General features: G+C 65.1%; 22 protein-coding genes. 8 read left to right on the top strand and 14 right to left on the bottom strand.

The genetic code is table 11. The features are described from left to right. Window positions 1–11 precede the first annotated feature (11 nt). The gene (gene hppD / locus JEY66_RS41475) at window positions 12–1,130 is read right to left on the bottom strand and encodes a 4-hydroxyphenylpyruvate dioxygenase (RefSeq protein ID WP_016843253.1); all 1,119 of its coding nucleotides are present in this window, start codon (window positions 1,128–1,130) and stop codon (window positions 12–14) included. Between the two features lie 123 nt (window positions 1,131–1,253). Here hppD and JEY66_RS41480 point away from each other — a divergent pair, with 123 nt between their 5' ends. Next, window positions 1,254–1,730 carry an Lrp/AsnC family transcriptional regulator gene (locus tag JEY66_RS41480; protein ID WP_026192111.1) on the top strand — a complete coding sequence of 159 codons (477 nt, stop codon included), beginning with the start codon at window positions 1,254–1,256 and terminating at the stop codon, window positions 1,728–1,730. 81 nt (window positions 1,731–1,811) lie between these two features. Beyond that, window positions 1,812–2,123 (top strand): DUF1272 domain-containing protein, encoded by a 312-nt coding sequence (locus JEY66_RS41485; protein WP_016843251.1) that lies wholly within the window; start codon window positions 1,812–1,814, stop codon window positions 2,121–2,123. A gap of 154 nt (window positions 2,124–2,277) precedes the next feature. Here JEY66_RS41485 and fahA read toward each other — a convergent pair whose 3' ends face one another. The 5 genes from fahA to JEY66_RS41510 form a co-directional block, all read right to left on the bottom strand. Further along, window positions 2,278–3,549 carry a fumarylacetoacetase gene (gene fahA / locus JEY66_RS41490; protein ID WP_026192110.1) on the bottom strand — a complete coding sequence of 424 codons (1,272 nt, stop codon included), beginning with the start codon at window positions 3,547–3,549 and terminating at the stop codon, window positions 2,278–2,280. 212 nt (window positions 3,550–3,761) lie between these two features. Then, window positions 3,762–5,108 (bottom strand): homogentisate 1,2-dioxygenase, encoded by a 1,347-nt coding sequence (gene hmgA / locus JEY66_RS41495; RefSeq protein ID WP_016843248.1) that lies wholly within the window; start codon window positions 5,106–5,108, stop codon window positions 3,762–3,764. A gap of 2 nt (window positions 5,109–5,110) precedes the next feature. Beyond that, entirely contained in the window at window positions 5,111–6,064 is a 954-nt protein-coding gene (locus tag JEY66_RS41500) for an MBL fold metallo-hydrolase (RefSeq protein WP_016843247.1), read from the bottom strand. Between the two features lie 34 nt (window positions 6,065–6,098). After that, window positions 6,099–6,338, bottom strand: a complete 240-nt coding sequence (locus JEY66_RS41505) for a DUF2783 domain-containing protein (RefSeq protein ID WP_016843246.1) — start codon at window positions 6,336–6,338, stop codon at window positions 6,099–6,101. Between the two features lie 9 nt (window positions 6,339–6,347). Then, the gene (locus JEY66_RS41510) at window positions 6,348–7,976 is read right to left on the bottom strand and encodes an FAD-dependent oxidoreductase (RefSeq protein ID WP_016843245.1); all 1,629 of its coding nucleotides are present in this window, start codon (window positions 7,974–7,976) and stop codon (window positions 6,348–6,350) included. 168 nt (window positions 7,977–8,144) lie between these two features. Here JEY66_RS41510 and JEY66_RS41515 point away from each other — a divergent pair, with 168 nt between their 5' ends. Next, window positions 8,145–8,705 carry a MarR family winged helix-turn-helix transcriptional regulator gene (locus JEY66_RS41515; RefSeq protein ID WP_026192109.1) on the top strand — a complete coding sequence of 187 codons (561 nt, stop codon included), beginning with the start codon at window positions 8,145–8,147 and terminating at the stop codon, window positions 8,703–8,705. A gap of 236 nt (window positions 8,706–8,941) precedes the next feature. On the opposite strand, the gene JEY66_RS41520 is transcribed toward JEY66_RS41515, so the two are convergent. Beyond that, entirely contained in the window at window positions 8,942–9,859 is a 918-nt protein-coding gene (locus tag JEY66_RS41520; protein WP_259171312.1) for an NAD(P)-dependent oxidoreductase, read from the bottom strand. A 24-nt stretch (window positions 9,860–9,883) separates the two neighbouring features. Then, window positions 9,884–10,690 carry an N-acyl homoserine lactonase family protein gene (locus tag JEY66_RS41525; protein WP_016843242.1) on the bottom strand — a complete coding sequence of 269 codons (807 nt, stop codon included), beginning with the start codon at window positions 10,688–10,690 and terminating at the stop codon, window positions 9,884–9,886. A gap of 389 nt (window positions 10,691–11,079) precedes the next feature. On the opposite strand from JEY66_RS41525, the gene JEY66_RS41530 reads away from it, so the two are divergent. From JEY66_RS41530 to JEY66_RS41550, 5 genes are all read left to right on the top strand, one after another. Continuing rightward, window positions 11,080–12,639: a caspase family protein gene (locus JEY66_RS41530; RefSeq protein WP_018269436.1), complete on the top strand. Its 1,560-nt coding sequence runs from the start codon at window positions 11,080–11,082 to the stop codon at window positions 12,637–12,639. Window positions 12,640–12,780: 141 nt separating this feature from the next. After that, window positions 12,781–13,431 carry an OmpA family protein gene (locus JEY66_RS41535; protein ID WP_016843239.1) on the top strand — a complete coding sequence of 217 codons (651 nt, stop codon included), beginning with the start codon at window positions 12,781–12,783 and terminating at the stop codon, window positions 13,429–13,431. 245 nt (window positions 13,432–13,676) lie between these two features. After that, window positions 13,677–14,594 (top strand): efflux RND transporter periplasmic adaptor subunit, encoded by a 918-nt coding sequence (locus tag JEY66_RS41540; protein ID WP_018269435.1) that lies wholly within the window; start codon window positions 13,677–13,679, stop codon window positions 14,592–14,594. Between the two features lie 13 nt (window positions 14,595–14,607). Then, on the top strand, window positions 14,608–17,760 hold the full coding sequence (locus JEY66_RS41545; RefSeq protein WP_018269434.1) for an efflux RND transporter permease subunit: 3,153 nt from the start codon (window positions 14,608–14,610) through the stop codon (window positions 17,758–17,760). A gap of 392 nt (window positions 17,761–18,152) precedes the next feature. After that, complete coding sequence (locus tag JEY66_RS41550; protein ID WP_209910253.1) at window positions 18,153–19,442, top strand: IS4 family transposase; 1,290 nt, start codon at window positions 18,153–18,155, stop codon at window positions 19,440–19,442. Between the two features lie 188 nt (window positions 19,443–19,630). On the opposite strand, the gene JEY66_RS41555 is transcribed toward JEY66_RS41550, so the two are convergent. The 6 genes from JEY66_RS41555 to JEY66_RS41580 all read right to left on the bottom strand — a co-directional run bounded on the left by JEY66_RS41555 (window position 19,631) and on the right by JEY66_RS41580 (window position 26,733). Then, window positions 19,631–20,266: a pyridoxamine 5'-phosphate oxidase family protein gene (locus JEY66_RS41555; protein WP_016845958.1), complete on the bottom strand. Its 636-nt coding sequence runs from the start codon at window positions 20,264–20,266 to the stop codon at window positions 19,631–19,633. A gap of 75 nt (window positions 20,267–20,341) precedes the next feature. Further along, window positions 20,342–21,643, bottom strand: a complete 1,302-nt coding sequence (locus JEY66_RS41560) for an ArgE/DapE family deacylase (RefSeq protein ID WP_018269433.1) — start codon at window positions 21,641–21,643, stop codon at window positions 20,342–20,344. Beyond that, window positions 21,640–23,328: a dipeptide ABC transporter ATP-binding protein gene (locus JEY66_RS41565; protein ID WP_018269432.1), complete on the bottom strand. Its 1,689-nt coding sequence runs from the start codon at window positions 23,326–23,328 to the stop codon at window positions 21,640–21,642. Before JEY66_RS41565 ends, JEY66_RS41560 begins: the two co-directional genes overlap by 4 nt. Beyond that, on the bottom strand, window positions 23,325–24,158 hold the full coding sequence (locus tag JEY66_RS41570; RefSeq protein ID WP_018269431.1) for an ABC transporter permease: 834 nt from the start codon (window positions 24,156–24,158) through the stop codon (window positions 23,325–23,327). The genes JEY66_RS41565 and JEY66_RS41570 overlap by 4 nt, the downstream gene beginning before the upstream one ends. Continuing rightward, on the bottom strand, window positions 24,158–25,159 hold the full coding sequence (locus JEY66_RS41575) for an ABC transporter permease (RefSeq protein ID WP_016845954.1): 1,002 nt from the start codon (window positions 25,157–25,159) through the stop codon (window positions 24,158–24,160). The genes JEY66_RS41570 and JEY66_RS41575 overlap by 1 nt, the downstream gene beginning before the upstream one ends. Continuing rightward, window positions 25,156–26,733, bottom strand: coding sequence for an ABC transporter substrate-binding protein (locus tag JEY66_RS41580; RefSeq protein ID WP_016845953.1), 1,578 nt, complete (start codon window positions 26,731–26,733; stop codon window positions 25,156–25,158). Before JEY66_RS41580 ends, JEY66_RS41575 begins: the two co-directional genes overlap by 4 nt. Window positions 26,734–26,897: the final 164 nt, after the last annotated feature.

A 26,897-nucleotide genomic window follows, 5' to 3' on the forward strand; every position in this document is an offset into this window, starting at 1 on the left:
TTACGACGCGCTCACGCCGCGTGATCGACCTTCAGCACGCCGCGGCGGATCTGGTCTTCCTCGATCGATTCGAACAGCGCCTTGAAGTTGCCTTCGCCAAAACCGTCGTCGCCCTTGCGCTGGATGAATTCGAAGAAGATCGGCCCGATCGCGTTCGCCGAGAAGATCTGCAGCAGCACCTTGGTCTGGCCGCCCTCGACCACGCCCTCGCCGTCGATCAGGATGCCGTTGGTCTTGAGCCGCGCGACGTCCTCGCCATGCTGCGGCAGGCGGACGTCGATCCGCTCGAAATAAGTGTCGGGCGGCGACGGCATGAACGGCAGGCCATCGGCGCGCAACCTCTCGACCGTCGCGTGGATATCGCGCGCGCCGCAGGCGATGTGCTGGATGCCCTCGCCGCGATAGACGTTGAGATATTCCTCGATCTGACCGGAATCGCCGGCGTCCTCGTTGATCGGGATCCGGATCTTGCCGTCCGGGCTGGTCAGCGCGCGGGAGAACAGGCCGGACGCGCGGCCTTCGATGTCGAAGAAGCGGATCTGGCGGAAGTTGAACAGCTTGGCATAGAAGCCGGTCCAGACATCCATCCGGCCGCGATGGACGTTGTGGGTGAGGTGATCGATGTAATACAGGCCCGAGCCCGCGGGGCGCGGGTTGGCCGCGCCGAGCCGTTCGAACTCGGCATCATAGGCCGAACCCTTGGCGCCGTAGCGGTCGACGAAATAGAGCAGGCTGCCGCCGATGCCCTTGATCGCGGGCACATCGAGCGTCTTCGCCGCGGGCGAGACATCCGCCGGCTCCGCACCGAGCGCGATCGCACGCTCATAGGCGTGCCTGGCGTCGACCACGCGGAACGCCATCGACGGCGCGCAGGGGCCGTGCGCGGCGACGAAGTCGAAGCCGTGACTACCCGGCTCCTCATTGACGAGATAGTTGATGTCGCCCTGACGATAGACCGTGATGGCCTTGGTGCGGTGGCTGGCGACCGCGACAAAGCCCATCAGCTTGAACAGGGCGTGCAGCTCGCCAGGATTCGGATGGGCATATTCGACGAATTCGAAGCCGTCGGTGCCCATCGGGTTCTCAGTGCTGATCTCGGCCGGCGGCGCATCGTGCGGAAACGGACCCATGGCGGTAACTCCCTGATTTGTCTGGAGATCAGTTTCCGTCACCTGCTGCGCAACGTGCGTGCAAAATGGGTCCCTTTTTGCTATTCTCGCGCACGATCCGTGCATGAAATGGACATTCCGCGCATGCCTGACGTCGATGCCTTCGACCTGAAAATGCTCGCCGCGCTGCAGGACGATGGCCGGCTGACCAACCAGCAGCTGGCCGACTTCGTCGGGCTGTCGGCATCGCAATGCTCGCGGCGGCGGATGCGGCTGGAGGAGGAGAAGCTCATCGCTGGCTACCACGCCGAGCTCGCCGGCGAGGCGCTCGGCTTCGGCCTGATCGCCTTCATCCACATCACGCTTGCGACCCACTCGCCCGACAACGCCAAGCGGTTTCGCGAGCTGGTCAACCGCGTCGACGATATCCAGGAGGCCTACGCACTGACCGGGGATGCCGACTATGTGCTCAAGGTGATGCTGCGCGACCTCAAGAGCCTGTCCGACATCGTCAACAACGTGCTGATGCCGCACCAGAGCGTGGCCCACGTGCGCTCGTCGATCGTGCTCGACCGTCTGAAGGAGAGCACGAAGCTGCCGCTGAAGGCGTTGCAGAGCTGATGGCGTAAATCGAGGGAAATCCGCCATTCGCTTTTGTGGCTTGGCTTGCAATCATTCCGACAACGGCGAGAGAGACGAACCATGGCGCTGCAGCTGCGACCGAACTGCGAATATTGCGACAAGGACCTGCCACCCAGCGCAACCGACGCGCGGATTTGCTCCTATGAATGCACGTTCTGTGCGGACTGCGCCGAGACCAGGCTCGGCAATGTCTGCCCGAACTGCGGCGGCGGTTTTGCGCCGCGGCCGATCCGTCCCGCCAGGCCGTGGCGGCCGGGCGTCTGCACCGTGAACCAGCCGCCGTCGGACAAGCGGGTGCATCTGAAATACAGCCTCGAGGACGTCGCGGCGAATACGGCGCGGCTGAGAGATATCCGGCCGGAGGAGCGGTGAGGTTCGCACGACGTCGGGCTCCTTCCCCCTGAAAGGGGGAAGGCGGGATGGGGGTCAGCCGCGGGGCGCCGGCGCGCATGGTGAGAGCAGATCCCCACCCGGTTTGCTGCGCAAACCGACCTCCCCTTTTCAAGGGGAGGTGAAGCAACGCGAGCTACTCCGCCGCGACGATGGTGCCTTCGACCTCGCCGAACCCGACGCGATAGCCGTCGCCCTGGCACCAGCCGCGCATGACGAGCGAATCGCCGTCCTCCAGGAACGAGCGCGTGACGCCGCTGGCGAGCTCGACCGGCTCGGTGCCGTTCCAGCTGATTTCGAGCAGACTGCCGCGCTGATGCTTTTCGGGGCCGGAGATCGTGCCGCTCCCTAAGAGATCGCCGACATTCATCGCGCAGCCGCTGGAGGCATGGTGCACGAGCTGCTGCACCGACGACCAGTACATGTATTTGAAGTTGGTGCTGCAGATCGTCTTCGCCTCGTTCATCGCACCGGCACGCAGCGCGACGTCGAGCTGCATGTCGTAATTGTTCGGCTGGGTCTGCTTCAGGTACGCGAGCGGCTCGGGCTGCTGCGCCGGGCCTTGCATGCGGAACGGCTCCAGCGCCTCGCGCGTCACCACCCAAGGGCTGATCGAGGTCGCGAACGCCTTGGCCTGGAACGGGCCGAGCGGCACGTATTCCCACTGCTGGATGTCGCGCGCGCTCCAGTCGTTGAGGATGACGAAGCCGAAGATCATCTCCTCGGCCTGCTTCTCGGTCAGCATCGCACCCATCGGCGAGGCCTGGCCAACCACCACGCCCATCTCGAGCTCGAAGTCGAGCCGCTTGCAAGACCCGAAGCTCGGCACCTCCGCGGTCGGCGGCTTCAGCTGGCCGCGCGGACGCCGCACCTTGGTGCCCGACACGACGACAGTCGAGGCGCGACCATTGTAGCCGATCGGCATATGCAGCCAGTTCGGCTGCAGCGCATTGTCCTTGCCGCGGAACATGACGCCGACATTGGTGGCGTGCTCCTTCGACGAATAGAAATCGGTGTAGCCGGAGACGGCGAACGGCATGTGCAGCTTCACGTCGGCCATCGGGACCAGCGCCCGCGCCCGCAATTCCCTGTTGTCGCGCAGCTCCGGATGATCGGAGCGCAACAGCTCGCTGATCCGTGCCCGCGTCGCCGACCACACTTTCGGCCCGAGCGCCATGAAGGCGTTGAGCGATGGCTGCGAGAACACGCCGAGCGGCCCGACATCGAGCCGCGAGTCCTGCTCGAGCTCCCAGAGGTCGAGCACATAATCGCCGATCGCAACGCCGACGCGCGGGGCAAGGCCATCCTTCGACGAGAACACACCGTAAGGCAGGTTCTGGATCGGGAAGTCGGAGGTGGGTGCGACGTCGATGAAGGAGCGGAGGGATGGGTCGTTGGGGTGGGGCATGGTGGTTCCGATGTGCAATCTGGTGCAACAGCTGATCTTCTTCACCCTCCCCTGGAGGGGGAGGGTCGACGCGAATGAAATGAGCGGCGGGGTGGGGTGACGGTCTATCCGCGAACACACCGCCCGTATTGAGAGATCACCCCACCCCGTTTCGCATTCCGCTTCGCTGCATGCGAACCGACCCTCCCCCTCCAGGGGAGGGTGGAGTTGTATTACGGCTTGTTCGGGTCGAACTTCTTCTCGAGGCCCTTCCAGCAATCCGAGTAATCGTCCTGCAGCGTCGACGAGGTCGCGGCGTGCTGCGTCACGCGCTGCGGAAATCGGGTCTCGAACATGAAGGCCATCGTGCCGGTCAGCTTCACCGGCTTCAGCTCGCTGTTGCTGGCGTGCTCGAAGGCTTCGCGGTCGGGGCCGTGCGGCAGCATGCAATTGTGCAAGCTGATGCCGCCGGGCACAAAGCCCTGCGGCTTGGCGTCGTAGACACCGTAGATCAAGCCCATGAACTCCGACATGATGTTCATGTGGTACCACGGCGGACGGAAGGTGTTGTCGGCCACCATCCAGCGCTCCGGGAAGATCACGAAGTCGATGTTCGCGGTGCCCGCGGTCTCCGACGGCGAGGTCAGCACCGTGAAGATCGAGGGATCGGGATGATCGAAGGCGATCGCGCCGACCGGCGAGAAGGTACGCAAGTCGTATTTGTAGGGCGCGTAATTGCCGTGCCAGGCAACCACGTCGATCGGCGAATGCGGCAGCGTGGTCTTGAACAGCGAGCCGCCCCACTTGACGTAGAGCTCGGTCGGCGTGTCCTGGTCCTCGTAAGCAGCCACCGGCGTCAGGAAGTCGCGCGAATTGGCCAGGCAGTTGGCGCCGATCGGGCCGCGCTCCGGCAACGTGAACGCGCCGCCGTAGTTCTCGCAGAGATAGCCGCGCGCCGGGCCGCCGGGAATTTCGACGCGGAATTTCACGCCGCGCGGGATCACGACGATCTCGCCCGGCTCGGCGTCGATGCGGCCGAACTCGGTGACGAAGCGCAGATTGCCCTGCTGCAGCACGAACATCATCTCGCCATCGGCATTGTAGAAATGCTGATCGACCATCGATTTGGTGATGAGATAGATGTGTGCCGCCATGCCGGCCTGGGTGTTGGCATCACCCGCCGTGGTCATGGTCTGCACGCCCTGCAGGAAGGTCATGTCCTGCTTCGGGATCGGCGCGGGGTCCCAGCGCAGCTGTGCGATCGGCATGTCGTATTCGTGGCACGGCGCGGTGCGCCACAACCCGCTATCTGCCTTGGCGAAGCGGCCGGAATGCCGCACCGACGGGCGGATGCGGTACAGCCAGGAGCGCTCATTGGTGCCGCGCGGCGCCGTGAACGGCGAGCCGGACAATTGCTCGGCATAAAGCCCGTAGGCGCAGCGCTGCGGCGAATTGCGCCCCATCGGCAGCGCGCCGGGCAAGGCCTCGGTCTCGAAGCTGTTGCCGAAGCCGGACATGTAGCCCGGGGTGACTTGCCCCGAGCTGCGCACGATCTGATCAGGCGAGGTATTGATGTTCATCGCTATCCTCCTTGCAGGGCGGCCCACATTTCCTGGTCGCGCTTGTCGGTCCAGATCACGGGATCGTCGATCCCGGACGCCTCGTCATAGGCGCGCGAAACGTTGAACGGCAGGCAGTGTTCGTAGATCGCAAAACTCGAGAACTTCGGATCCATCACCTCGCGCGTCGCCGCCATCGATTCCTTCAGGCTGCGGCCCTTGGCGACGGACGATTCGGCGGCGCCGTAGAGCGTGGTGACGAAATCGCGGGTCATCGCGATCGCATCGCGCCCGGTGGCGAGGCCCTTCAGCGCATCGCCGCGGCCCGGCGCGATCGCCTTCGGATTGAAGGCGCGGATCTCGTTCAAGGTCGTCGGCCATTCGCGCAAATGCGCATCGCCGCAATAGCAGGCCGAGTGATATTCGATCAGATCGCCGGAGAACATCACCTCGGCATCCGGCACCCAAGCGACGATGTCGCCCGAGGTATGGCCGGCGCCGAGCTGCATCAGCCGCACCTCGCGCTTGCCGAGATAGATCGACATCTCGCCTTCGAAGGTCAGCGTCGGCCAGGTCAGGCCGGGGATGCTCGCCGCATCCTGGAACAGGCGCGGGAAGCGGCCATATTCGGAATCCCAATCCTGCTGGCCGCGCTCCTCGATCAGGCGATAGGTTTCCTGCGAGGCCACGATGCCCTGCGCGTGATAGGCGGAGGCGCCGAGCACGCGCACCGCATGATAATGCGACAGCACGACATACTTGATCGGCTTGTCGGTGACGGTCTTGACCCGCTCGATCACCTTGTTGGCCATCGCCGGCGTCGCCTGCGCGTCGAACACCAGGCAGCCGTCGTCGCCGACGATCACGGCGGTGTTGGGATCGCCCTCGGCGGTGAAGGCATAGAGATCGGTGCCGATCTCGGAGAAGGTGACCTTCTTCTCCGCGAGATCCGTGGTCGATGCGAAACCTTTGGCCATCAGTTCAATCCTGTCCGTTTGCTCAGTGCTATTGCTATTGCTGTTGCTGTTGCTGTTGCTGTTGTTGCTGCTGGCTGGCGTCCAGCATCCGCCGCTTCGCCAGCGCGATCGCCTCGCGCAGCACGTCGAGATCGCCGATATGGTTGGCGAGCACCAGAACCAGCGCGGCATCGAGATCGGCGCTCTGCGCCTCGGTGAGGCCGCGATGGGCCTCGACGATGGCGCGAAAGGCGTCATCGGGCTTTGCGAAGTTCGAACTGGTCGACAGCGCCATGACTGCTCCTCAGTTCAGGCCGGCTGCGCGCGCCAGCGCCGCATCGAGCGCGGGCCGCGCCGCGTTGCGGAAGCGTGCCGCGACATAACCGTCCGGCCGCAGCAGATAGGCGGTGCCGGGCTCGGCGTCGTAGCGCTTGCCGACAAGGCCCTGCGCGTCGACCAGCCCACCCTCGCCGCCGACCCGGATGCTGCCGACGCCGTCCGGCACATCGGCAACCGCGCCATTGCCAAACTCCAGCAGCGTGAAACGCGTTCCCTGCTTGATGAAAACGTCGGTCAGGTAGGTGGAACCGCCGCCCTGCTCCGTCACCGGCGCATCCGGCATCGAGGCGCCCGGCCGCGGGCCGCCGCGCCAATCGTCGCGATCTTCGCTCGACAGCGGCGTGTCGTAGACCGACGGCACCGAGAGCCGCCCGCCATTGACCATGCGCTTGCCGAACTCGGTGTCCTTGGCGAGCGACAGCACGGCTTGGCGCAGCCGCGCTTCCTGTTTCGTCACCGGCGCCATGAAGTCGGTCGAACGGGTCGACTCGCGGATATTCTCATCCGCCGCCGCGCTGCGCTCGATGTGATAGCTCTCCAGCAAGCCCTCCGGCGACAGCCGGCGCAGCACACGGTCGAGCTTCCACGCCAGATTCTCGGCGTCCTCGAGCCCGGAATTGGCGCCGCGCGCGCCGAACGGCGAGACCTGATGGGCGGAATCACCGGCAAAGATCACCCGGCCGTGGATGAATTTGGCCATCCGGCGGCACTGGAACTTATAGAGCGAGATCCATTCGAACTCGAACTTGTCGTGGCCGAGCATGCGCTCGATCCGCGGCCGGACGTTCTCCGGCTGCTTCTCGGCCACCGGATCGGCATCCGGGTTGAGCTGCAGGTCGATCCGCCAGATATCGTCCGGCTGCTTGTGCAGCAGCGCCGAGCGCCCGGCATGGAACGGCGGATCGAACCAGAACCAGCGCTCGGTCGGGAACGCCGCCGTCATCTTCACGTCGGCGATCAGGAACTGGTCCTCGAACACCTGGCCTGCAAACTCCGCGCCGACCATCTGCCGCAGCGACGAGCGGGCGCCGTCGCAGGCGACGACAAAGGAGGCGCGCACCTGATAGGAGCCGTCCGGAGTTGCGATGGTCAGCGCAACGCCATCGTTGCGGCTCTCCAGCGCGATCACCTTGTTGCGCCAGCGCAGGTCGATTTCAGGCAGTTGCCCGACCCGGTCGACCAGATACGCCTCGGCGTAGAACTGCTGCAGGTTGATGAAGGCAGGCCGCTTGTGGCCTTCCTCCGGAAGCAAATTGAACTGGTAAAGCTGCGAGGCGCCGTGGAAGATCTTGCCGACGCTCCACACCACGCCCTTCTCGACCATGCGGTCACCGACGCCGAGGCGATCCCAGAACTCCAGCGAGCGCTTCGAGAAGCAGATCGCGCGCGAGCCCTCGCCGATCCGGTCGGCGTCGTCGAGCAGCACCACGCGCTGGCCGCGCTGCGCGAGGTCGATCGCGAGCGACAGTCCGACCGGCCCGGCGCCGACCACGACGACCGGATGCTCCGCGACATTGGCGCCCGAGCGGTCCTGGTCGGGATGACGGCGATAGCCGAACTGGGTTTTGGCCTGTGCCGTGTTGGCGTGTGCCATTGCGTGACCCTGGGTGTTCCCTTGTGCCGACAGCCTTTGGCTGCGTCTTATGTGACCGGCCTACGACGGCGAGCTTGCGAGCCGGGCGCGACCTTGCTAAATTAGTCTCATCTGCAACTATCTTAAACTCCTAGCCGCGGCCGCCGTCAACTCAAATTGGAGGGATTTTTGGCAAGGACCTCAGCAAGCCAGCCTCCAGTCCGGCCGCGCAGCGCCGTGGAAGCGGATGAGCGCGACAACGCCGCACCGACGAAGAAGCGCCTCGATCTCTTCCACTTCATGCCGTTCCGTCTGAACCGGGTGGCGGCCGAGGTGTCCTCGGCGCTGTCGAGCGAGTATCAAACGCGCTACGGCCTCGACATTCCGGAGTGGCGCGTGCTCGCAACGCTCGGCTTCCGCAGCGATCCCTGCAGCGCGCAATACATCGCGCACTGCACACGCACCCATAAATCCACCATCAGCCGCGCGGTGTCGGCGCTGATGGAGCGCGAGATCGTCGAGCGCGTCGAGAACGCCGACGACCGCCGCGAATTCCGCCTGCGACTGACCAAAGCGGGCCAGGCGCTCTACGAGGAGCTGATCCCGCGCCTGCTGCGCAAGGAACAGGAGATCCTGTCCTGCCTCTCCGCGCAGGAACGTCGCGACCTCGGCCGCCTGCTCGGCAAGGTCGAGAGCAGCCTCGAACTGGTGCAGACCAGCGAAGAGGCCGACGCCAAGGACGCGTATTAGGCCACGGCCACACACTCCGCTGTCGTCCTGGCGAAAGCCAGGACCCATACGCCGCGGCCGGTGTTGTGAACGGGACTCGTCGTCGCAGCGAGCCCAACAAAAGACATTTGTGGTTATGGGTCCTGGCTTTCGTCAGGACGACGCCGGGGTTGGCATCGCGCCTCGCCCTACGCAGCTTGATCTCTCCGTCATTCCGGGGCGTGCGCTTCGCGAGCCCCGGAATGACGACGGGCGAGCTATGCCCGATCGATATGCTTGGCGATAACAGGGAAGTAATTGTCCTTCGATCCCTTGTCGATCGCTTCCTGCAGCACCGTGCCGATCAGTTCCGCGCCGCGGATCTTGATGCCGGCATCGGCGGCGAGTTCCAGCGCGTAGGACAGATCCTTCAGCGCATATTCGGTCGAGAATGCGCGCTCGGGAAACACGCCGGGCACGATCGCCTTCATGCCGTGGTTGCGCAGCGCAAAGCTGTCGGCCGAGCCCTTCGACAAGGTCTCCAGCAGCAGTTTTGGATCGACGCCATTGTGCTTCGCCACCGCGACGGCCTCGGCCAGCGCATTCACGGTCTCGAACAGCACCATGTTGTTGAGAATCTTGGTCACCTGCCCGGCGCCGACGTCGCCGCAATTGGTGACGTCGGTGGCAAAGCAGCGGATCAAGGGCTCGATCGCGGCATAGAGCGCGGGCACCGCGCCGACCATCACGCTGAGCGTGCCGTCCTGCGCCGCCTGCCGCGTGCGCGCGATCGGCGCGTCGACCCACGCCGCGCCCTTGGCCTGCAACTGCGCCGCGAAATCGCGGGTCTGGCTGACTGAAGACGTGCCGAGATCGACCACGATCTGGCCGCTTCTCGTGTTCTTCAAGATGCCGTCGCCTTCGAACACCGCGCGCACGTGCCTGGCGCTCGGCAAGCAGAGGAACAGCACGTCGCTCTGCTTGATGACGTCGGCGACCGACGCCGCAACCTCGGCACCGTCGGCGCGCAACCGCTGCAGCGGTTCGGCCGAGAGGTCGAACACGACAACGCGCTTGCCGCTCTTCTTGACCAGGTTGCGGCAAATCGGCTCACCCATCACGCCGAGGCCGATGAACCCGAGAGGTTTATTGTCAGTCATGTCGCTTCTTCTTTGACGTTTCTTGACGTGTTGCAGACGCGCCTCGCCGAATCGGCGAAGCTATTTCGCGAACGATCGCGACGGCGCCAGATGCAGCGCGAACGCATCGACCTTGTCGCTGGCGCGCGGATAGATCTCGCTGACGATCGGGTCGTGACCGGGAATGAAGCGATCGGGATGACCGGCCAGTCGCTCGACGGTCTCCCAGCCTTGCGCCATGTCGCCGACATTGTAGACGATCGGGAACGGGCTACGCTTGTGCAGGTTCGCATAATAATGCGCGGCGTCGGACGCCAGCACGACCGGGCCGCGCGCGGTCTCGATGCGCACCACCTGCAGGCCGTCGGAATGGCCGCCGACGCGATGCACGGTGACGCCGGGCGCGATCTCGCCGTCGCCGGAGTGGAAGGTGACGCGCTCGCCATAGACGTGGCGCACCATCTGCGTGACGTGTTCGATGGAGAACGGATGCCGCAGCATGCCGTTGCACATGCAGCGGCCGGTCGCGTAGCTCATCTCACGTTCCTGCAGATGGAATTTGGCGTTCGGGAAGCGATCCAGATTGCCGGCATGGTCGTAGTGCAGATGGGTGACGACGACGTCCTTGATGCTATCGGCACTGACGCCGAAACCGGCCAGCGCATCGACCGGGTTGAGCGTCAGCTTGCGGGCGCGCGCCTTGGCCTCCTCGGCGTTGAAGCCGGTGTCGACCAGGATGTCACGGCCATGGCCACGGATCAGCCAGACGAAATAATCCAGGTCTTGCGCGGTGGTATCGTGCGGATCGGGCACCAGGAAGTTGAGGTGGGGCGTGCGCGGCGACATCGTCGCATAGCGCAGGGCGTAGATCTCGTAGGCGTTTCCCATCGGTTTCGCTCTTGTTTGCAAGGCCTGTCTTGAACGGCTTGTCTTTGCATGGCCTGCCGTCCTGAACACAAAGCCATCGCCTCGCGCAAAGGTCAAACCGCGCGGCGCGTGATGAGCGCATGACAGGGTGGCGACAGCCGTTGTGAGTGCAAGCACATTATCGGCTCACAGGAGCCAGCACCATGCCGTGACGGCGATGGCCGCCATGACCGTGTGCTGTTGCACTGCGGTCTCACCAGGATCACCGCGACAAACGATGCTGCCGCGAGCCGTTGACGGGGGTTTGGCCGTGGTTTGATAATGGATTTTCGCTAGAGTAAGGTTCCCGAGGCGCAGGCTGGAAGCGGCGCCGTTTCATTGGAATGCCGCGATCTGGATTTGCTGCGATTATGAAAATCCGCCTTGCCTTGCTCGCCACGCTGATTTTTTCAATCGCGGCGCCCACTTTGTCCTTCGCCGCCGGCGACCGTTTCGCGCTGGTTATCGGCAACGCCAAATATCCCGATGCCGATGCACCGCTGAAGGAGCCGGCCAACGACGCACGTGATGTCGCCGAAGAGCTCAAGCGCGATGGCTTCACCGTCGAGGTCGGGGAGAACCTGACCGGCGACGGCATGCGCCGCGCCTTCGACCGCCTCTACGGCAAGATCAAGCCGGGCTCGGTCGCCCTGATCTTCTTCTCCGGTTACGGCATCCAGTCGAACCGGCAGAGCTACATGATCCCGATCGATGCGCAGATCTGGGCCGAGGCCGACGTGCGCCGCGACGGCTTCAGCCTCGAGACCGTGCTCGGCGAAATCAACAGCCGTGGCGCCGGGGTGAAGATCGCCTTGATCGACGCCTCGCGGCGCAACCCGTTCGAGCGGCGCTTCCGCAGCTTTTCGGCAGGGCTCGCCCCGGTGATCGCGCCGAACGGCACATTGGTGATGTATTCGGCCGCGCTGTCGTCCGTTGTCTCCGACAATGGCAGCGATCACAGCCTGTTCGTGCGGGAACTCCTGAAGGAGATCCGCACCCCCGACCTGATGGCCGAGGAAACGCTGAACCGCACCCGCGTCGGCGTCACCCGGGCCTCGCGGCAAGAACAGGTGCCGTGGATCTCGTCATCACTGGCCGAGGATTTCTCGTTCATTCCGTCCGGCACGGCCGGGCCGTCGAACGCTGCGCCGGCACCCGCCGCGTCGCCGTCACCCGAGGTGGCAGCGGCACCGCCGGTCGCCCCTCCGCCGGCTCCGCCCGCAGCAACGCCGACACCGCCCGCGGCAACCCCGACGCCACCAACGGCAACAGCGCCGACACCACCACCAGCGCCGCCGACGCCTCCGGTTGCGGCAGCGCCGACCGCACCGCCACCCCAGCCAAAGGCGCCCGAGATCGCCTTGCCGCCGCCCGCCGCTCCCCCGCCGGTGGTGATCCAGCCCACGCCGGCGCCGAGCAATTCGCCAGTGCTCGCCGATGATCCGACGATCAAGAGCCTGAGCGAAAAGCTGGACAAGAATCCCGACGACGCAGCGGCGCTGTATCGCCGTGGCCAGGTCTATGCCAGCAAGGGGGCCTACGACCTTGCGGTGAAGGACTTCACCAATTCGCTACGGCTGAACCCGAAGGACGTCGAGGCCTATAACAACCGCTGCTGGGTCCGCACCGTGATCGGCGACCTGCAGGCGGCGCTGAAGGACTGCAACGAGGCGCTGCGGCTGCGTCCGAACTTCGTCGATGCACTCGACAGCCGCGGGCTGATGAACCTGAAGGGCGGGCAGAACAAGAACGCGATCGCCGATTTCGACGCCGCGCTGAAGATCAACCCGCGGCTGACCTCGTCGCTGTACGGACGCGGGCTCGCCAAGCAGCGCAACGGCGCGGTCGCGGAGGGCGATCTCGACATCGCCAACGCCAAGGCGATGGACCCGAACATCGTCAAGGAATTCGCCGACTACGGCGTGCAGTGACAGATCGACGAAGACCTGCCCGCGGCTCGAACCGCGGATGGAATTGCGCGACTAATCGGAGGGTGCGTGCCGGGCAGCAACGCCGGCGATCGATGTGAATAGTTGCCTGGAACCGCGCCAGCTTGCGCAGGAGGGACCGAAATGTTCAAGCCGTCGGCAAAGGCCGCGATCGTTTCATTCATGACCGTTGGCGCCGCGCTGTCGTTCGGTATGGCCGTCGCCTGCGCCGGCGACGTCACCGATGATCAGATCATCAAGGCACTGACGCCCGAGAAGCAGCCGCTGACCCGCGGCCTTTCGGCCGGCCCGCAGGCCACCTCGCCCGAGCTGAATGCCGACCAGGCCAAATTCGTGCAGAGCGTCCGCGGCCGCGCCACCCGCTCGCTGTCCTCGGCGGAACGCGAGGAAATCGCGACCATCGTCCAGGACAAGCCCAAGATCGATCTCGAGATCAACTTCGACTACAACTCCGCCGACATCAGCGCCAAGTCGCTGCCGTCGGTGCAGGCGCTCGGCCGCGCCTTGACCAATCAGGACCTGAAGGGCTCGACCTTCGTGGTCGCCGGCCACACCGACGCCGCGGGCGGCGAGGACTACAACCAGGGTCTCTCGGAGCGCCGTGCCGATGCCATCAAGCGCTATCTCGTCGACAAATACGGCATCAACGGCACCGATCTCGTCACCGTCGGCTATGGCAAGAGCAAGCTGAAGGACCCGAGCCACCCGATGGCGGAGGTGAACCGGCGCGTGCAGGTCGTGAACGTGGAAAACAAGGCCACCGCCGCCAAGTGATGGGCGTGGCGGACTGTGTTTTTGAGGATACAATGCGCCCCGCACCCCGGCGGGGCGCATTGCTTTTGGGCCAATGCCGTTGGGCCGAGACCCAAAGCGGCCCACAGGTGACCCGCCTCACATGACGTCAGGGCATGATCCGGAACAATGGCACCGGCCTTCCGAATGCCCAAGCAGTACGATAGCGAGCGTGATGAGACTTCGACCAACACCCGTGATGCGCCAAGCTCTGGATTGATCAGGCGATGAATTTTTCCCAATACCTCAAGCCTGCGCTCGGCACGGTGTTTTTCCTCGCCCTCGCGATCGCCTATTACACGTTCGAGCACCGCTCCCATCCGGAGGAGAAGGAGACGCCGGGCCAGGCGCTGGTCGTGGTGACGAAGTCGACCAATGCGTGCTTCTCCGACATGGTCCGCGTCACCGGCTTCATCGTACCGCGCCGCGAGGCGCAGGTGAATGTCGACCAGGACGGCTCCAAGGTCACCGACGTGCTGGTCCGCGAGGGTGACACGGTCACCGAGAACCAGGAACTAGCAAGGCTGACCCCGCCGCCGCAGCAGGCCGCACAGGCCAATGCCAAGCCGCTCGTGCTGCGGGCGCCGGCGGCCGGCCTCGTCACCGAAGTGCGCACCGCGCCCGGCGCGCCGGCCTCGCCGCAGGCGCCGCCGATGTTCAAGATCTCCATCAACAACGAAATCGAGCTCGACGCCGAAGTGCCGGGCTTCCAGCTCCTGAAGCTCAATCCCGGCGCCAATGTGCGGATCAGCCGCGACGATGCGCCCGACATGGTCGGCAAGGTCCGCCAGATCTCGCCGCAGATCGACCGCACCACCCAGCTCGGCCACGTCCGCATCACCATCAACAACAATCCGACGCTGAAGGTCGGCATGTTCGCGCGCGCCAATATCGACGCCAAGCGCTCCTGCGGGGTCGCGGTGCCGCGCACCGCGATCGACCGCCTGACCCTGCAGGTCGTGAAGGGCAACACCGTCGAGACCCGCAGGGTGCGCGTCGGGCTGACCTCCGATACCTCGACCGAAATCCTTGAAGGCCTCGACGTCGGCGAAATCGTCGTGGCCGACGCTGGCACCTCGCTGCATGACGGCGACCAGATCAAGACCATGTTCGCCGACGAACTCGATCGCACGCGATCACGGTAATTCAGGCACGCTAATGGCTTTGAACATCTCCGCATGGTCGATCCGGAACCCGCTTCCCTCGATCGTCTTCTCGATCATCCTGCTCGTGCTGGGCTGGGTCTCCTTCACCAAGCTCGCGGTGACGCGGCTGCCGAGCGCCGACATTCCGGTGATCTCGGTCGCGGTCTCGCAATTCGGCGCCGCGCCGTCGGAACTTGAATCGCAGGTCACCAAGACCATCGAAGACGGCGTCTCCGGCGTCGAGGGCGTGCGCCACATCTCCTCCTCGATCACCGACGGCCTGTCGGTGACCACGATCCAGTTCGCGCTGGAGACCAACACCGACCGCGCGCTCAACGACGTCAAGGACGCGGTGACGCGCGTGCGCGCCAACCTGCCGCAGAACGTCACCGAGCCGTTGATCCAGCGCGTCGACGTGATCGGCCTGCCGATCGTGACCTATGCCGCGATCTCGCCCGGCAAGACGCCGGAGCAGCTGTCCTATTTCGTCGACGACGTGGTCAAGCGCGCGCTGCAGGGCGTGCGCGGCGTCGCCCAGGTCGAGCGCATCGGCGGTGTCGAGCGCGAGATCCTGGTCTCGCTCGATCCCGACAAGCTGCAGGCGGTGGGGCTCACCGCGGTCAATGTCAGCCAGATCCTGCGCGGCACCAATGTCGACGTCGCCGGCGGCCGCGCCGAGATCGGCAAGAACGACCAGGCGATCCGGACGCTGGCCGGCGCCAAGACGCTGAACGAGCTCGCCAGCACCATGATCCCGCTGTTCGGCGGCGGCGAGATCCGTCTCGACGATCTCGGCACCGTCACCGACACCATCGCCGACCGCCGCACCTTCGCCCGCTTCAACGGCGAGCCGGTGGTCGCGCTCGGCATCAAGCGCTCCAAGGGCGCCAGCGACGTCGTCGTCGCGGCCGCGGTGCAGAAGCGGATCGACGCGCTGAAGGTGGCCTATCCCGACGTCGACCTCAAGCTGATCGACACCTCGGTCGAGTTCACCAAGGGCAATTACGAGGCCGCGATCTCGACCTTGTTCGAGGGCGCGATCCTCGCCGTGATCATCGTGCTGCTGTTCCTGCGCGACATCCGCGCCACGATCATCGCGGCGGTCTCGCTGCCGCTGTCGATCTTCCCGGCATTCTGGGCGATGGACCTGCTCGGCTTCTCGCTCAACCTCGTCTCCTTCCTCGCCATCACGCTCTCGACCGGCATCCTGGTCGACGATGCCATCGTCGAGATCGAGAACATCGTCCGCCACATGCGGATGGGCAAGACGCCCTATCGTGCCGCCCTCGAAGCCGCCGACGAGATCGGCCTTGCGGTGATCGCGATCTCGCTCACCATCATCGCGATCTTCGCGCCGGCGAGCTTCATGTCCGGCATTGCCGGGCAGTTCTTCAAGCAGTTCGGCATCACCGTGTCGGTGCAGGTGTTCTTCTCGCTGCTCGCCGCACGCTTCGTGACGCCGATGCTGGCCGCCTATTTCCTCAAGCATCATGACCACGACGATCCGCCGCCCGGCCCGATCCTGCGCGGCTATCACAGCCTCGTCACCTGGTCGGTGAAGCATTACTTCGTCACCGTGCTGATCGGCTTTGCGATCTTCGCCGCGTCGATCTGGAGCATCACGCTGCTGCCGCAGGGCTTCCTGCCGGCGCAGGACACGGCGCGCTCGCTGCTCGCGATGGAGCTGCCGCCCGGCTCGCAGCTCGCTTACACCGAGAAGGTCACCGAGGAGATCGTGGCGCGGCTGCGCAAGCGGCCCGAGGTACGAAGCGTGTTCGTCGACGGCGGCCGGGTGCCGCCGGGCCTCCAGGAGGTGCGCCGCGCCTCGCTGATCATCAACTACACGCCGAAGGCCGACCGCAAGATCACCCAGCGCGAGCTCGAACTGTCGATCGGCAAGGAGCTCGATAACGTCCCGGATATCAGGTTCTGGTTCCTCGACGAGAACGGCTTGCGCGCGATCTCGCTGGTCGTCACCGGCACCGACAGCAACATCGTCAACAACGTCGCCAGCGAACTGGCGACGCAGATGAAGCGGATTCCGATCATCGCCAACGTGATCTCGGAGACCGCGCTCGACCGGCCCGAGCTGCGCATCCGCCCGCGCGCCGAGCTCGCGGCCCGGCTCGGCGTCTCGACCGAGAGCCTGTCGCAGACCATCCGCGTCGCCACCATCGGCGACGTCGGTCCGGCGCTGGCGAAGTTCGACGCCGGCGACCGCCAGGTGCCGATCCGCGTCCAGCTCGAGGACAATGCGCGCAGCGACCTGCAGATGCTGGAGCAGCTGCGGGTGCCGCTCGGCCAGCGCGGCGAACGCGGCGGCGTGCCGCTCTCCGTCGTCGCCGACATCCAGCTCGACCAGGGCCCGACCAGCATCAACCGCTATGACCGCGAGCGGCAGGCCACTGTCGCCGCCGACCTCGTCGGCAATGCCGCGCTCGGCGACGCCACCAAGCTGATCTACGACCTGCCGGTCATGAAGAGCCTGCCGAAGGGCGTGAAGGTCAGCCCGTCCGGCGACGCCGAGAGCCTCGCCGAGCTGTCCGACGGCTTCGCCACCGCGATCACGGCCGGCCTGATGATGGTCTATGCGGTGCTGGTGCTGCTGTTCGGCACCTTCCTGCAGCCGATCACCATCCTGTTCTCGCTGCCGCTCTCGATCGGCGGCGCGATCGGCGCGCTGCTGCTGACCGGCAAGCAGCTCACCACGCCGGTGTGGATCGGCATCCTGATGCTGATGGGCATCGTCACCAAGAACGCCATCATGCTGGTGGAATTCGCGGTCGAGGCGATCCGCGACGGCAAGGCGCGCGAGGAAGCCATGATCGATGCCGGCATGAAGCGCGCCCGCCCGATCGTAATGACCACGATCGCGATGGCCGCCGGCATGACGCCGTCAGCGCTCGCGTTCGGCGCCGGCGGCGAATTCCGCTCGCCGATGGCGCTCGCGGTGATCGGCGGCCTGATCTTCTCGACCGCGCTGTCGCTGGTGTTCGTGCCGGCGATGTTCATGGTGATGGACGACATCGGCAGCCTGATCTGGCGCTTCGGCAAACGGTTCGTGGTCTCGCATGCCGACCACGAGCTGACGCCGAACGAGAAGCAGACTGACGAGACCAAGCGGCCGCCCGGTCCGCCAAACATGATCTCGCCCGCCGCGGAATGAGCTGAGGCCGCGCCGCGTCAGCGGTGCGACCCGTACGAGATGACGTACTCCAAAATATCGAAAACAACCCCATGCAAAGGAGCCGACGGCGGCCGGCATTCGACACGGCGACTTGACACGTCGGGCAAATCAGCGATATTTTTCCATTATTCCGAAATCATGGTGTGTCCTCCAACACGTCGTCCCTGCTTTCGCACTAGAGCATGCACGTATTTGGTGCGGCGGATTGACTCGGGATGGAGACAGGGGATTCCAGAATCGGCGATCCGTGTGATTTCTATTGCGACGCTCCAGGTTGGACGGGGGTGTCGGGTGTTGTTACGGATTGACTGGACGTTAGGACGGTTCGGGGATCGTCGTCTCGATAAAGGGGGGCGGCGCTCGTCGAACGCATGGTTGCGGGCAAGACGGTCTGCCTGCGGCGGCTTTCCAGGGGTGATCGTGCGCTGGAGGTGCGGTTCAACCGCTTTCTCGGCCACGACAAGGTGACGGCGGAGCGGATCATCGAAAGCTGGGGCGACAGCACGGTTGCCGCGGTAGAGGGCCGCCATGTGCTGGCGATCCAGGACACCAGCGAGATCCACTTCAACACCACGCCGCAACGCCGGCGCGGGCTCGGCGAAATCGGCAAGGGCAATAACCACGGCGTGCTGCTGCATCCGCTGCTGGCCGTGGATGCCGACGATGGCAGCTGTCTTGGACTTTTGAGTGGGCAGGTATGGACGCGCCAGGGGCGTCGCACCACGACGCATGACGCACGTGACTTGTCTGACAAGGAATCGCAACGCTGGATATCCACCGCCATTGCGGCCAAGCCGCTGCTCACCGCTGCCGGAACGGTGACGGTCCTCGGTGATCGCGAGAGCGATATCTTTGCCCTTTATGCCAGCTCGGCCGAGCAGCACTTCCATGTCATCGCGCGCAGCATGCATGATCGCAAGCTTGCCGACCGCACCGGCCTGTATGAGGCCACCGACGCCATGCCTGTGGTGGATCGGAGGGCGATCCAACTGCCTGCGCGCGCGGCGCGACCGGCACGTCAGGCCCATCTCGAACTCCGCTTTGGCGCAATCGAGCTTGCCCGCCCGCAGAGCAAGTTCCTGCGCCATTTGCCGAAAAGCTTGCCGCTGGCGGTGGTCGACGTGTGCGAGATCAATGCCGGGCCCGGCGCAGAGCCGCTGCACTGGCGTCTGATCACCTCTCACGAGATCGCCACCGTCGACGACGCCTGGCGTATCGTCGAATGGTACAAGCAGCGCTGGATCATCGAGCAGTTCTTCCGCGTCCTGAAGACGCAAGGCCTCAAGCTCGAAGACAGCCAGATCGGAACCGCCGATCGTCTCCTCAAACTGGTCGCTATCGCCGCCAAGGCAGCCGTCATCACCATCCAGCTTCTGCAAGCGCGCGATGGCGGTCAGCAGCCCATTCGCGTTGCCTTCAACGACAACGAGATCAACGCGCTTGCCGCCCTCAACCGGAAACTCGAGGCCAGGAGCAAGCGACTGAAAAACCCACATCCGCCCGACAGCCTCACCTGGGCAGCCTGGATCATCGGCCGCCTTGGCGGTTGGGACGGCTACCCGTCGTCTAAACCTCCAGGCCCCATCACCTTCAAAAATGGCCTCGAATACTTCCTGGCCGTCGCAGCAGGATGGAGCCTCAGAGATATGTGCATGCCCTAGTGCGAAAGCAGGGACCCATACTCCGCGGCAGACCTCGTTAAAGGGACTCGTTGTTTCAGCATCGTCCAGCAATCGGCGGTCGTGGTTATGGGTCCCTGCTTTCGCAGGGACGACGGTGAGGAAGGATATCGATTCAAGGCGTCACACCAGGCGGTGTCATCGCCTGCGCATGCGGGTGATCTCAAGTTCTAATACAGCCGCGTCCGATAGGCCTCTTCCATCGCCTTCTCGGCGACCTCGACCTCGATCGCGGTGGTCTGTTCGGCGATGATCCGGCCGAGCGTCGGAAAGCTGTGGCGCTCAACTTGCGCGGCGGGATTCCAGAGCTTCGAGCGCATCAGCGCCTTGCCGCAGTGGAAGTAGGTCTCGTCGACATGCACCTTGAGGCCGATGATCGGCGTGACGTTCTGCACCGTCAGCGGCGTCAACAGGTCCGGCTCCTGCGAGATTTCGGCGCGCCCGTTGACGCGCAGCGTCTCGTTGATGCCGGGCACCATGAAGATCAGCCCGATCCCGGGCGAAGCGATGATATTGCCGAACGTATCGACCCGGTTGTTGCCGCGCCGATCCGGGATCAGCAGCGTCTTGTCGTCGAGCACGGAAACGAAGCCCGGTGCATCGCCGCGCGGGCTGGCGTCGGCATGCCCCTTGCCGTCGCTGGAGGCGATGACAAGGAACGGCGACAGCGCGATGAAGTCGCGGCAGAACCTGTCGAGATGGTAGAGCACCTTTTTCTCGGCGAGCGGGCTCAATTGCCCGAAATGCGCACGAAGATCCTCCTGCGATTTGACCGGCGGCTTGCCGCCTGCATTCTGGTCACCCATAGCGAACCTCCCGTTTGGTTTGTCTCAATTCGTTGAGCATGATCTTGTCGGAAAACCGCTTCGCACTTTTCCGGATCATGCTCTATCGATCCCGCACCAGCTCGCGACGAAGAGGGCGTAGGCCTTGGTGACCTTTTTCAGCGAATCGAGCTGGACCCGTTCATTGAAGCCGTGCGCGTTCTCCATCCTGGCGCCGAAGCAGAATGCGGGAACGCCATAGTCCAGGCCATAGAAGCGCGCATCCGTCAGCGCGGTCGAGGGAAAATCCGTCAGCTCGCGCCCGAACACATGCTCGTAGACCGAGCCGAGGACGGCCTCGCTCTCCTGCACCTCGGTGGCCTCGTAGCCCGGCGACAGGAAGCCGGACCAGACGATCTCCGGCGGATTGTTGGCGAGGAACGGATGGGCCCGGGCGGCCTTGGTCACGCACTCGACGATCTCGGCCTGGCAGTCGGCGATTTTCCACCCCGGCAGGATGCCGATCCGGCAATCGACGTCGCACCACGCCGGCACGCTGGAGGCCCAATCGCCGCCCTTGATGATGCCGGGATTGAAGTTGAGCGGGTGATGCACCGCGCCGAAGTAGCGATGCGACTTGGCACGCTCGTTCCACTCCGCCTCCAGCGCGTCGAGATGGCCGATCAGATGATAAGCGGCGCGGATGGCGTTGGAGCCGGTGCCGGCGCGCGCGACATGGACCGGGATTCCGCGAACCCTGAGGCGAAACCAGATCACGCCGACCTGGGCGCGCATCAACCGTTCCTCGGTCGGCTCCGGCAGCAGGCAGGCATCGGCACGGTAGCCGCGCTGCAGGGTCGAGAGCGCGCCGAGACCGGTGCTCTCCTCCTCGATCACGGATTGCAGATGGATGCGGCCCTTCGGCGCAAAGCCCGCGGCCTTCACCGCATCGAGCGCGTAGAGCGCGGCAATGGTGCCCGACTTCATGTCGCCGGTGCCGCGGCCATAGAGCCAGCCGTCCTCGACCACCGGCTGGAACGGCGGCCGCTCCCACATGTCGAGCGGCCCGACCGGCACCACGTCGCAATGCCCCTGAAGGATCAGCGAACGTCCCTCCTCGCGCGCCGGCCGATAGGTGCCGACGACGGTCCGCGCGCGGGAGAAATCGGTCTCGACCGGCCCGTAGCCGGGCAGCGTCTTCAGCTCGTCCTGATTGACGACCCAGTCGTCGACCTCATAGCCCCGCTCGCGCAGCAGCTTCGCGAACATGTCCTGGCACGGACCTTCCTGGCCGCGCGTGCTGGGAATCGACGAGAAGGCGATCGTGGTCGCGATCTGCTGCTCGAAGGCGGCGTCGACAGCCGCCTCGATGCGCTCGCGCGCGCCGGCCGGAAGGGGGACTGAACGGCTGTCGGTCATGAATTGATCCTTGCTGTGGGACGTGCATCGGCCGCGGCCGCAAAGCCCGGCTGATCGAAGAAATCGCGCCCGGGAATCGCGTCGAGCAGATCGCGAGTGTAGGCCTGGCGCGGCGCGGTGAACACGTCGGCGGTGGTGCCTTCCTCGACGATACGCCCCTTCTGCAGGACGATGACGCGGTCGGCGATCTCGGCGGCAATCCGCAAATCGTGCGTGATGAAGATCATCGCAAGCCGCATCTCCTGGCGCAACTCGGCGAGCAGCGCCAGCACCTGGGCCTGCACCGAGACGTCCAGCGCCGACACCGCCTCGTCGGCGATCAGAACCCGCGGCTTCAGCGCCAGCGCCCGCGCGATGCAGATGCGCTGGCGCTGGCCGCCCGAGAATTCGTGCGGGTAGCGATCGGCGGCGGTCTCGGACAGGCCGACCCGCACCAGGAGCTTGTTCGCCTGCGCCATCGCCTCGGCCCGCGACGCGCCATAGGCCATCGGGCCGCGCGCGATGGCATCGCCGACCTTCTGGCGCGGATCGAGACTGGCAAACGGATCCTGGAACACGATCTGGAGCTGGCGCCGCGCCTGGCGCAACGCCTCGCCGCGCAGTTGCCGAAGATCCGCGCCGCCAAAGCGGATGGCGCCGGCGTCAGGTTCGGTCAGCCGCATGATCATGCGCCCGAGCGTCGACTTGCCGGAGCCGGATTCGCCGACCACCGCAAGCGTCTCACCCTCGTGCAGCGTCAGCGAGACGCCATCAGCGGCGATCACCTCACGTGGCGGCTGCAGCCAGCCGCGCTTGACCCGAAAGGTCTTTTGCAGGCCGATGACCTCAAGCAACGGCTCGGGGCGCACGATGGCCTCGTGAATGTCGGCGAGGCGCGCCTTCGGCACCGCGTCGATCAATTCGCGCGTGTAGGCGGCCTGCGGATTGCGAAGCACCTCGCTGGCTGTGCCCTGCTCGACCACCTTGCCATGGCGCAGCACCACGACGCGGTCGGCAACGTCGGCGACGACGCCGAAATCATGGGTGATCAGCAGCACGCCCATGCCGCGCTCGCGCCGGAGATCGTCGATCAGGCGCAGGATCTGGCGCTGGGTCGTGACATCGAGCGCGGTGGTCGGCTCGTCCGCGATCAGGAGCGCGGGGCGGTTGGCCATCGCCATCGCGATCATCACGCGCTGGCGCTGGCCGCCGGAAAGCTCGAACGGGTAGCTCTTTTCCAGCAGCTGCGGATTCGGCAGCCCGACCTGGGTCAGCAGCGTCAGCACCCGCTCGCGGACTTCGGTCACCGAGGGCGCAGGCCGCTGGTGCGCCAGGATCATCTCCTCGATCTGCCTGCCGACGCGCTTCAGCGGATTGAGCGAGGACAACGGCTCCTGAAAGATCATCGCGGCGTTGCCGCCGCGCAGCTTGCGGAGGGCGCGGCCGTCGAGCTTCGACGGATCCTGCCCTGCGACCGTCACGGCGCCGGACGCGATGTCGACGCCCCGCGGCAACAGCGACAGCACCGCATGCGCGATCATCGACTTGCCGGAGCCGGATTCGCCGACCAGGCAAACCACCTCGTTTGGCCTGATTTCAAACGACACATTCTCGACCGCGAAGGGCCGGTCGCCCCCCTTGGGGAGCGCGATCGACAGGCCCTCGACGGCAAGAACAGGCGCGCCGGACTGCATGGCTTCGCTCATGACCGGCGCCTCGAAACGCGCGGGTTGAGGACGTCAGACAGTCCCTCGCCGAACAGGTTGATCGCCAGCACGGTGACGAGGATGGCGAGGCCGGGAAACACGCTCATCCACCACGCATTCCGGATCACGGTGCGGCCCGCGCCGATCATGAAGCCCCACGACATCAGATTGGGATCGCCGAGCCCCATGAAGGACAGCGCGCTTTCCAGCAGGATCGCGGTGGCAACCGTCAGCGACGTCACCACCAGGATCGGCGAGATCGCGTTCGGCAGGATATGGCCGAGCACGATGCGCCAGGTGCGTTCACCCTGGCACAGCGCGGCCTCGACGAATTCGCGGTGCCGCAGACGGAGGAATTCGGCGCGCGTGAGCCGCGCCAGCGGCGGCCAGCTCACCGCGCCGATGGTCAGGATGATCGTCAGCAGCGACGGATTGAAGGTCGCGACCAGCAGGATGGCCAGCACGAAGGCCGGAATGGTCTGGAACAATTCCGTCATCCGCATCAGCACCAGATCGATCTTGCCGCCGAAATAGCCGGAGATCGCGCCGATCACGACGCCGATCGCCATCGCCGCGAGCGCCGAGGCGATGCCGATCAGGAGCGAGACGCGCGCGCCATAGGCGACCCCGGCGGCGACGTCGCGGCCGAGCGTATCGCCGCCGAGCCATAATCCGTCCTCGCCGGGCGGCGTGAACGGCGCGCCGACCATCTCCCAGGGCGAGACCGGAAATGCGATCGGCGCGATGATCGCCACGACAACGACGACGAGCAGCAGGACGAGGCCGATCATTCCGCTCGGATGACGCAGGAAGGCGCGCACCGTGTCCATCACGCCGCCCCCGTGGTCATGCGGGGATCGATCAGCCGGTAGACCAGGTCGGTAAGCAGGTTGAGCGCGATCACGACGATCGAGAGGATCAGGAAGATGCCGAGCAGGACCGGATAGTCGCGCTGCAGCAGTGCCTCGAAGGTCAGGCGGCCGAGGCCCGGCCAGGCAAACACGGTCTCGATTACCACGGCGCCGCCGACCAGCGCGCCGGCCTGCATGCCGGCGACGGTGGCGACCGGCACCAGCGCGTTGCGCAGCATATGGCCGACCACGATGCGCGTTCCGGACAGGCCCTTGGCGCGCGCGGTCTTGATGAAATCCTGCTGCGCGACCTCGATGATCGAGGATCGCATCAGCCGCGCATAGATCGCCAGATAGATCGCCGCCAGCGACGTGACCGGCATGATCATGTGTTTCATGATGTCAAGCGCATGCTCGACCGGCGAGAGCTGGACGTTGATGGTCTCGTAGCCGAACGGCGGCAGCCAGCCGAGCGTCACCGAGAACACCAGCACGAGCATCAGGCCGAGCCAGAACACCGGCGTCGCGTAGAGCACGAGCGAGAGCACGGTGAACACCGTGTCGAGCACGCTGCCCGCCGCGAGCCCGGCCAGCGCGCCGAGCGCGGTGCCGATCAGGAGCGCGAGGCAAAAGGCCGTCACGGTCAAGAGAAGCGTCGCCGGAAGCCGCTCGAGGATGAGATCGACGACCGGGCGGCGCTGGCGGTAGGAATAGCCGAGGTCGAGCCTGACGACACGGCCGAGGTGGCTCACGAGCTGCACGAAATACGGCTTGTCGAGGCCATATTCCTTGCGCAGGTCGTCGAGCAGTTTTGGATCGGACGCGCCGGATTGCCCGGCCATGACCTGGGCCGGATCGCCGGGCGCGGCCCGCACCAGCACGAAGTTGAACGTCGCGATGACGAGGATCACGGCGACGAGCTGGGCGATGCGGCTGACCGCCTGAAGTCCGATCGCCGCGGCGCTGCCGAGCCGGGTCACGATTTGTAGACCGACCCGAAGGTTTCGTGCGAGCCGATGCCCGTCGTCACGATGTTCTTGAACGCCTTGTCGTAGATGATGGGATATTCGATCTCGAGCGTCCAGGCCACCGGCACATCCTCGACCAGGATCTGCTGCACCTTGCTGTAGAGCTCCTGGCGCTTGGCTTCATCGAGCGTCACCGCTGCCTCGTCGAACAGTTTGTCGACCTCGGGATTCGAATAGCCCTGCGTGTTGGAGAACAGGATGCCCTTCTTGATGTTCGACGAAATATAGGTGCGGGCGACGCCCAGCGCGGGATCGCCGAGCTGGTAGAGCAGATTCTGGGTCATCTCATAATCCCAGTTGCCGACCTTCTCGGCCCATCCGGCCATGTCGGTGCCGACAAGCACGAGATCGATGCCGACCCGCGCAAAACTCTGGCGGAAGAATTCGCCGGCCCGCTGATAGGACTCGCCATAGGGCGGCACGATATACTTGATCTCGGCGCGCTTGCCGTTGGCGCCAGGCTTCAATCCCATGTCGTCGAGCAGGGCCTTGGCCTTGTCGACCGAAAACTCGTAGCGCTTCACGTTCGGATCGTAGAACCGCGTCTTCGACGAGATCGGTCCGGTCGCCACCTTGGCGTTGCCGAAATAGACCCGCTTGCTGAACGCCTCGCGATCGATCAGGTGCATCACCGCCTGCCGGAACCGCTTGTCGTTCATCGGCGCGATGCGGTTGTTCATTTCGAGCCACTGATGCGGCGCGAAATACTCGTAGCCCTTGGTGGTGAATTCGAGATTCTTCTGCGCCTTGAAGCGCTGGACGTCATAGAATTCGACGTCGGACCATTGCACGAGCTGCACCGTGCCGTTCTCGAGCGCCAGCGCGCGCGAGGCCGCATCCGGAATCACGCGGTAGACGATCTCGTCAAGATAGGGCTGGTCCTTCTGATAGTAGCCGTCGTGGCGGACGAGATGAACATGCGAGCCGCGCACCCACTCCTTCAGCTTGAAGGGGCCGGTGCCGATCGCCTTGTCGTTCTCCGGATTCTTGCGGTAGTCGGTGCCGTCATAGATGTGCTTGGGCACGATCGGGGCGGACGTGCAATCGAAGCAGCCGATGAAGGGCGCGAACGGCTGCTTCAATTTGAACACGACGGTGAGCGGATCGGGCGCCTCCGCCGACGCCACGCGGGCGAAGTTTTGCCGTGCGCGCGGGTGCGTCTCCACCAGCAGCTTCATGCAGCTGAAGACCACGTCCTCCGAGGTCATCGGCTTGCCGTCGTGGAAGGTGATGCCCGGAAACAGCTTGAACGTATAGGTCAGGCCGTCGGGCGAGACCTCCCACGATTGCGCCATGCCAGGCATCGGCTTGAGATCGGCGCCGTATTTCAGCAGGCCTTCGTAAATCTTGCCGCCGAGCGTCAAGGTCGGCTGCTGCTGGTTCAGCGCGGTCACCAGAACCGGCGGCTCGGGCTGGATGATGATGTTGAGCGTTCCACCGCGGGACTGGCCCGCCGCCCGCGTGATGCCGAACGGGATGGCTGCACCGCAGGCCAGCATTGCCTTGGTGAATTCGCGTCTGTTCATCGGACCTCTCCGTCTCCGCGCTCTCACATTCGATTTCGGCGAATGCCGCGGGGTGAGGCATTGTTGCCAAACGCCATATCCCGCGCTACCTGAAGAGGGACAACAACCATCGCGATCGGGCCAAGTGGCCCGGAAGATGCATGAGCACCCTGCGAAAACGACGA

The organism is Bradyrhizobium elkanii USDA 76 (genome assembly GCF_023278185.1).
Lineage (GTDB): Bacteria > Pseudomonadota > Alphaproteobacteria > Rhizobiales > Xanthobacteraceae > Bradyrhizobium > Bradyrhizobium elkanii.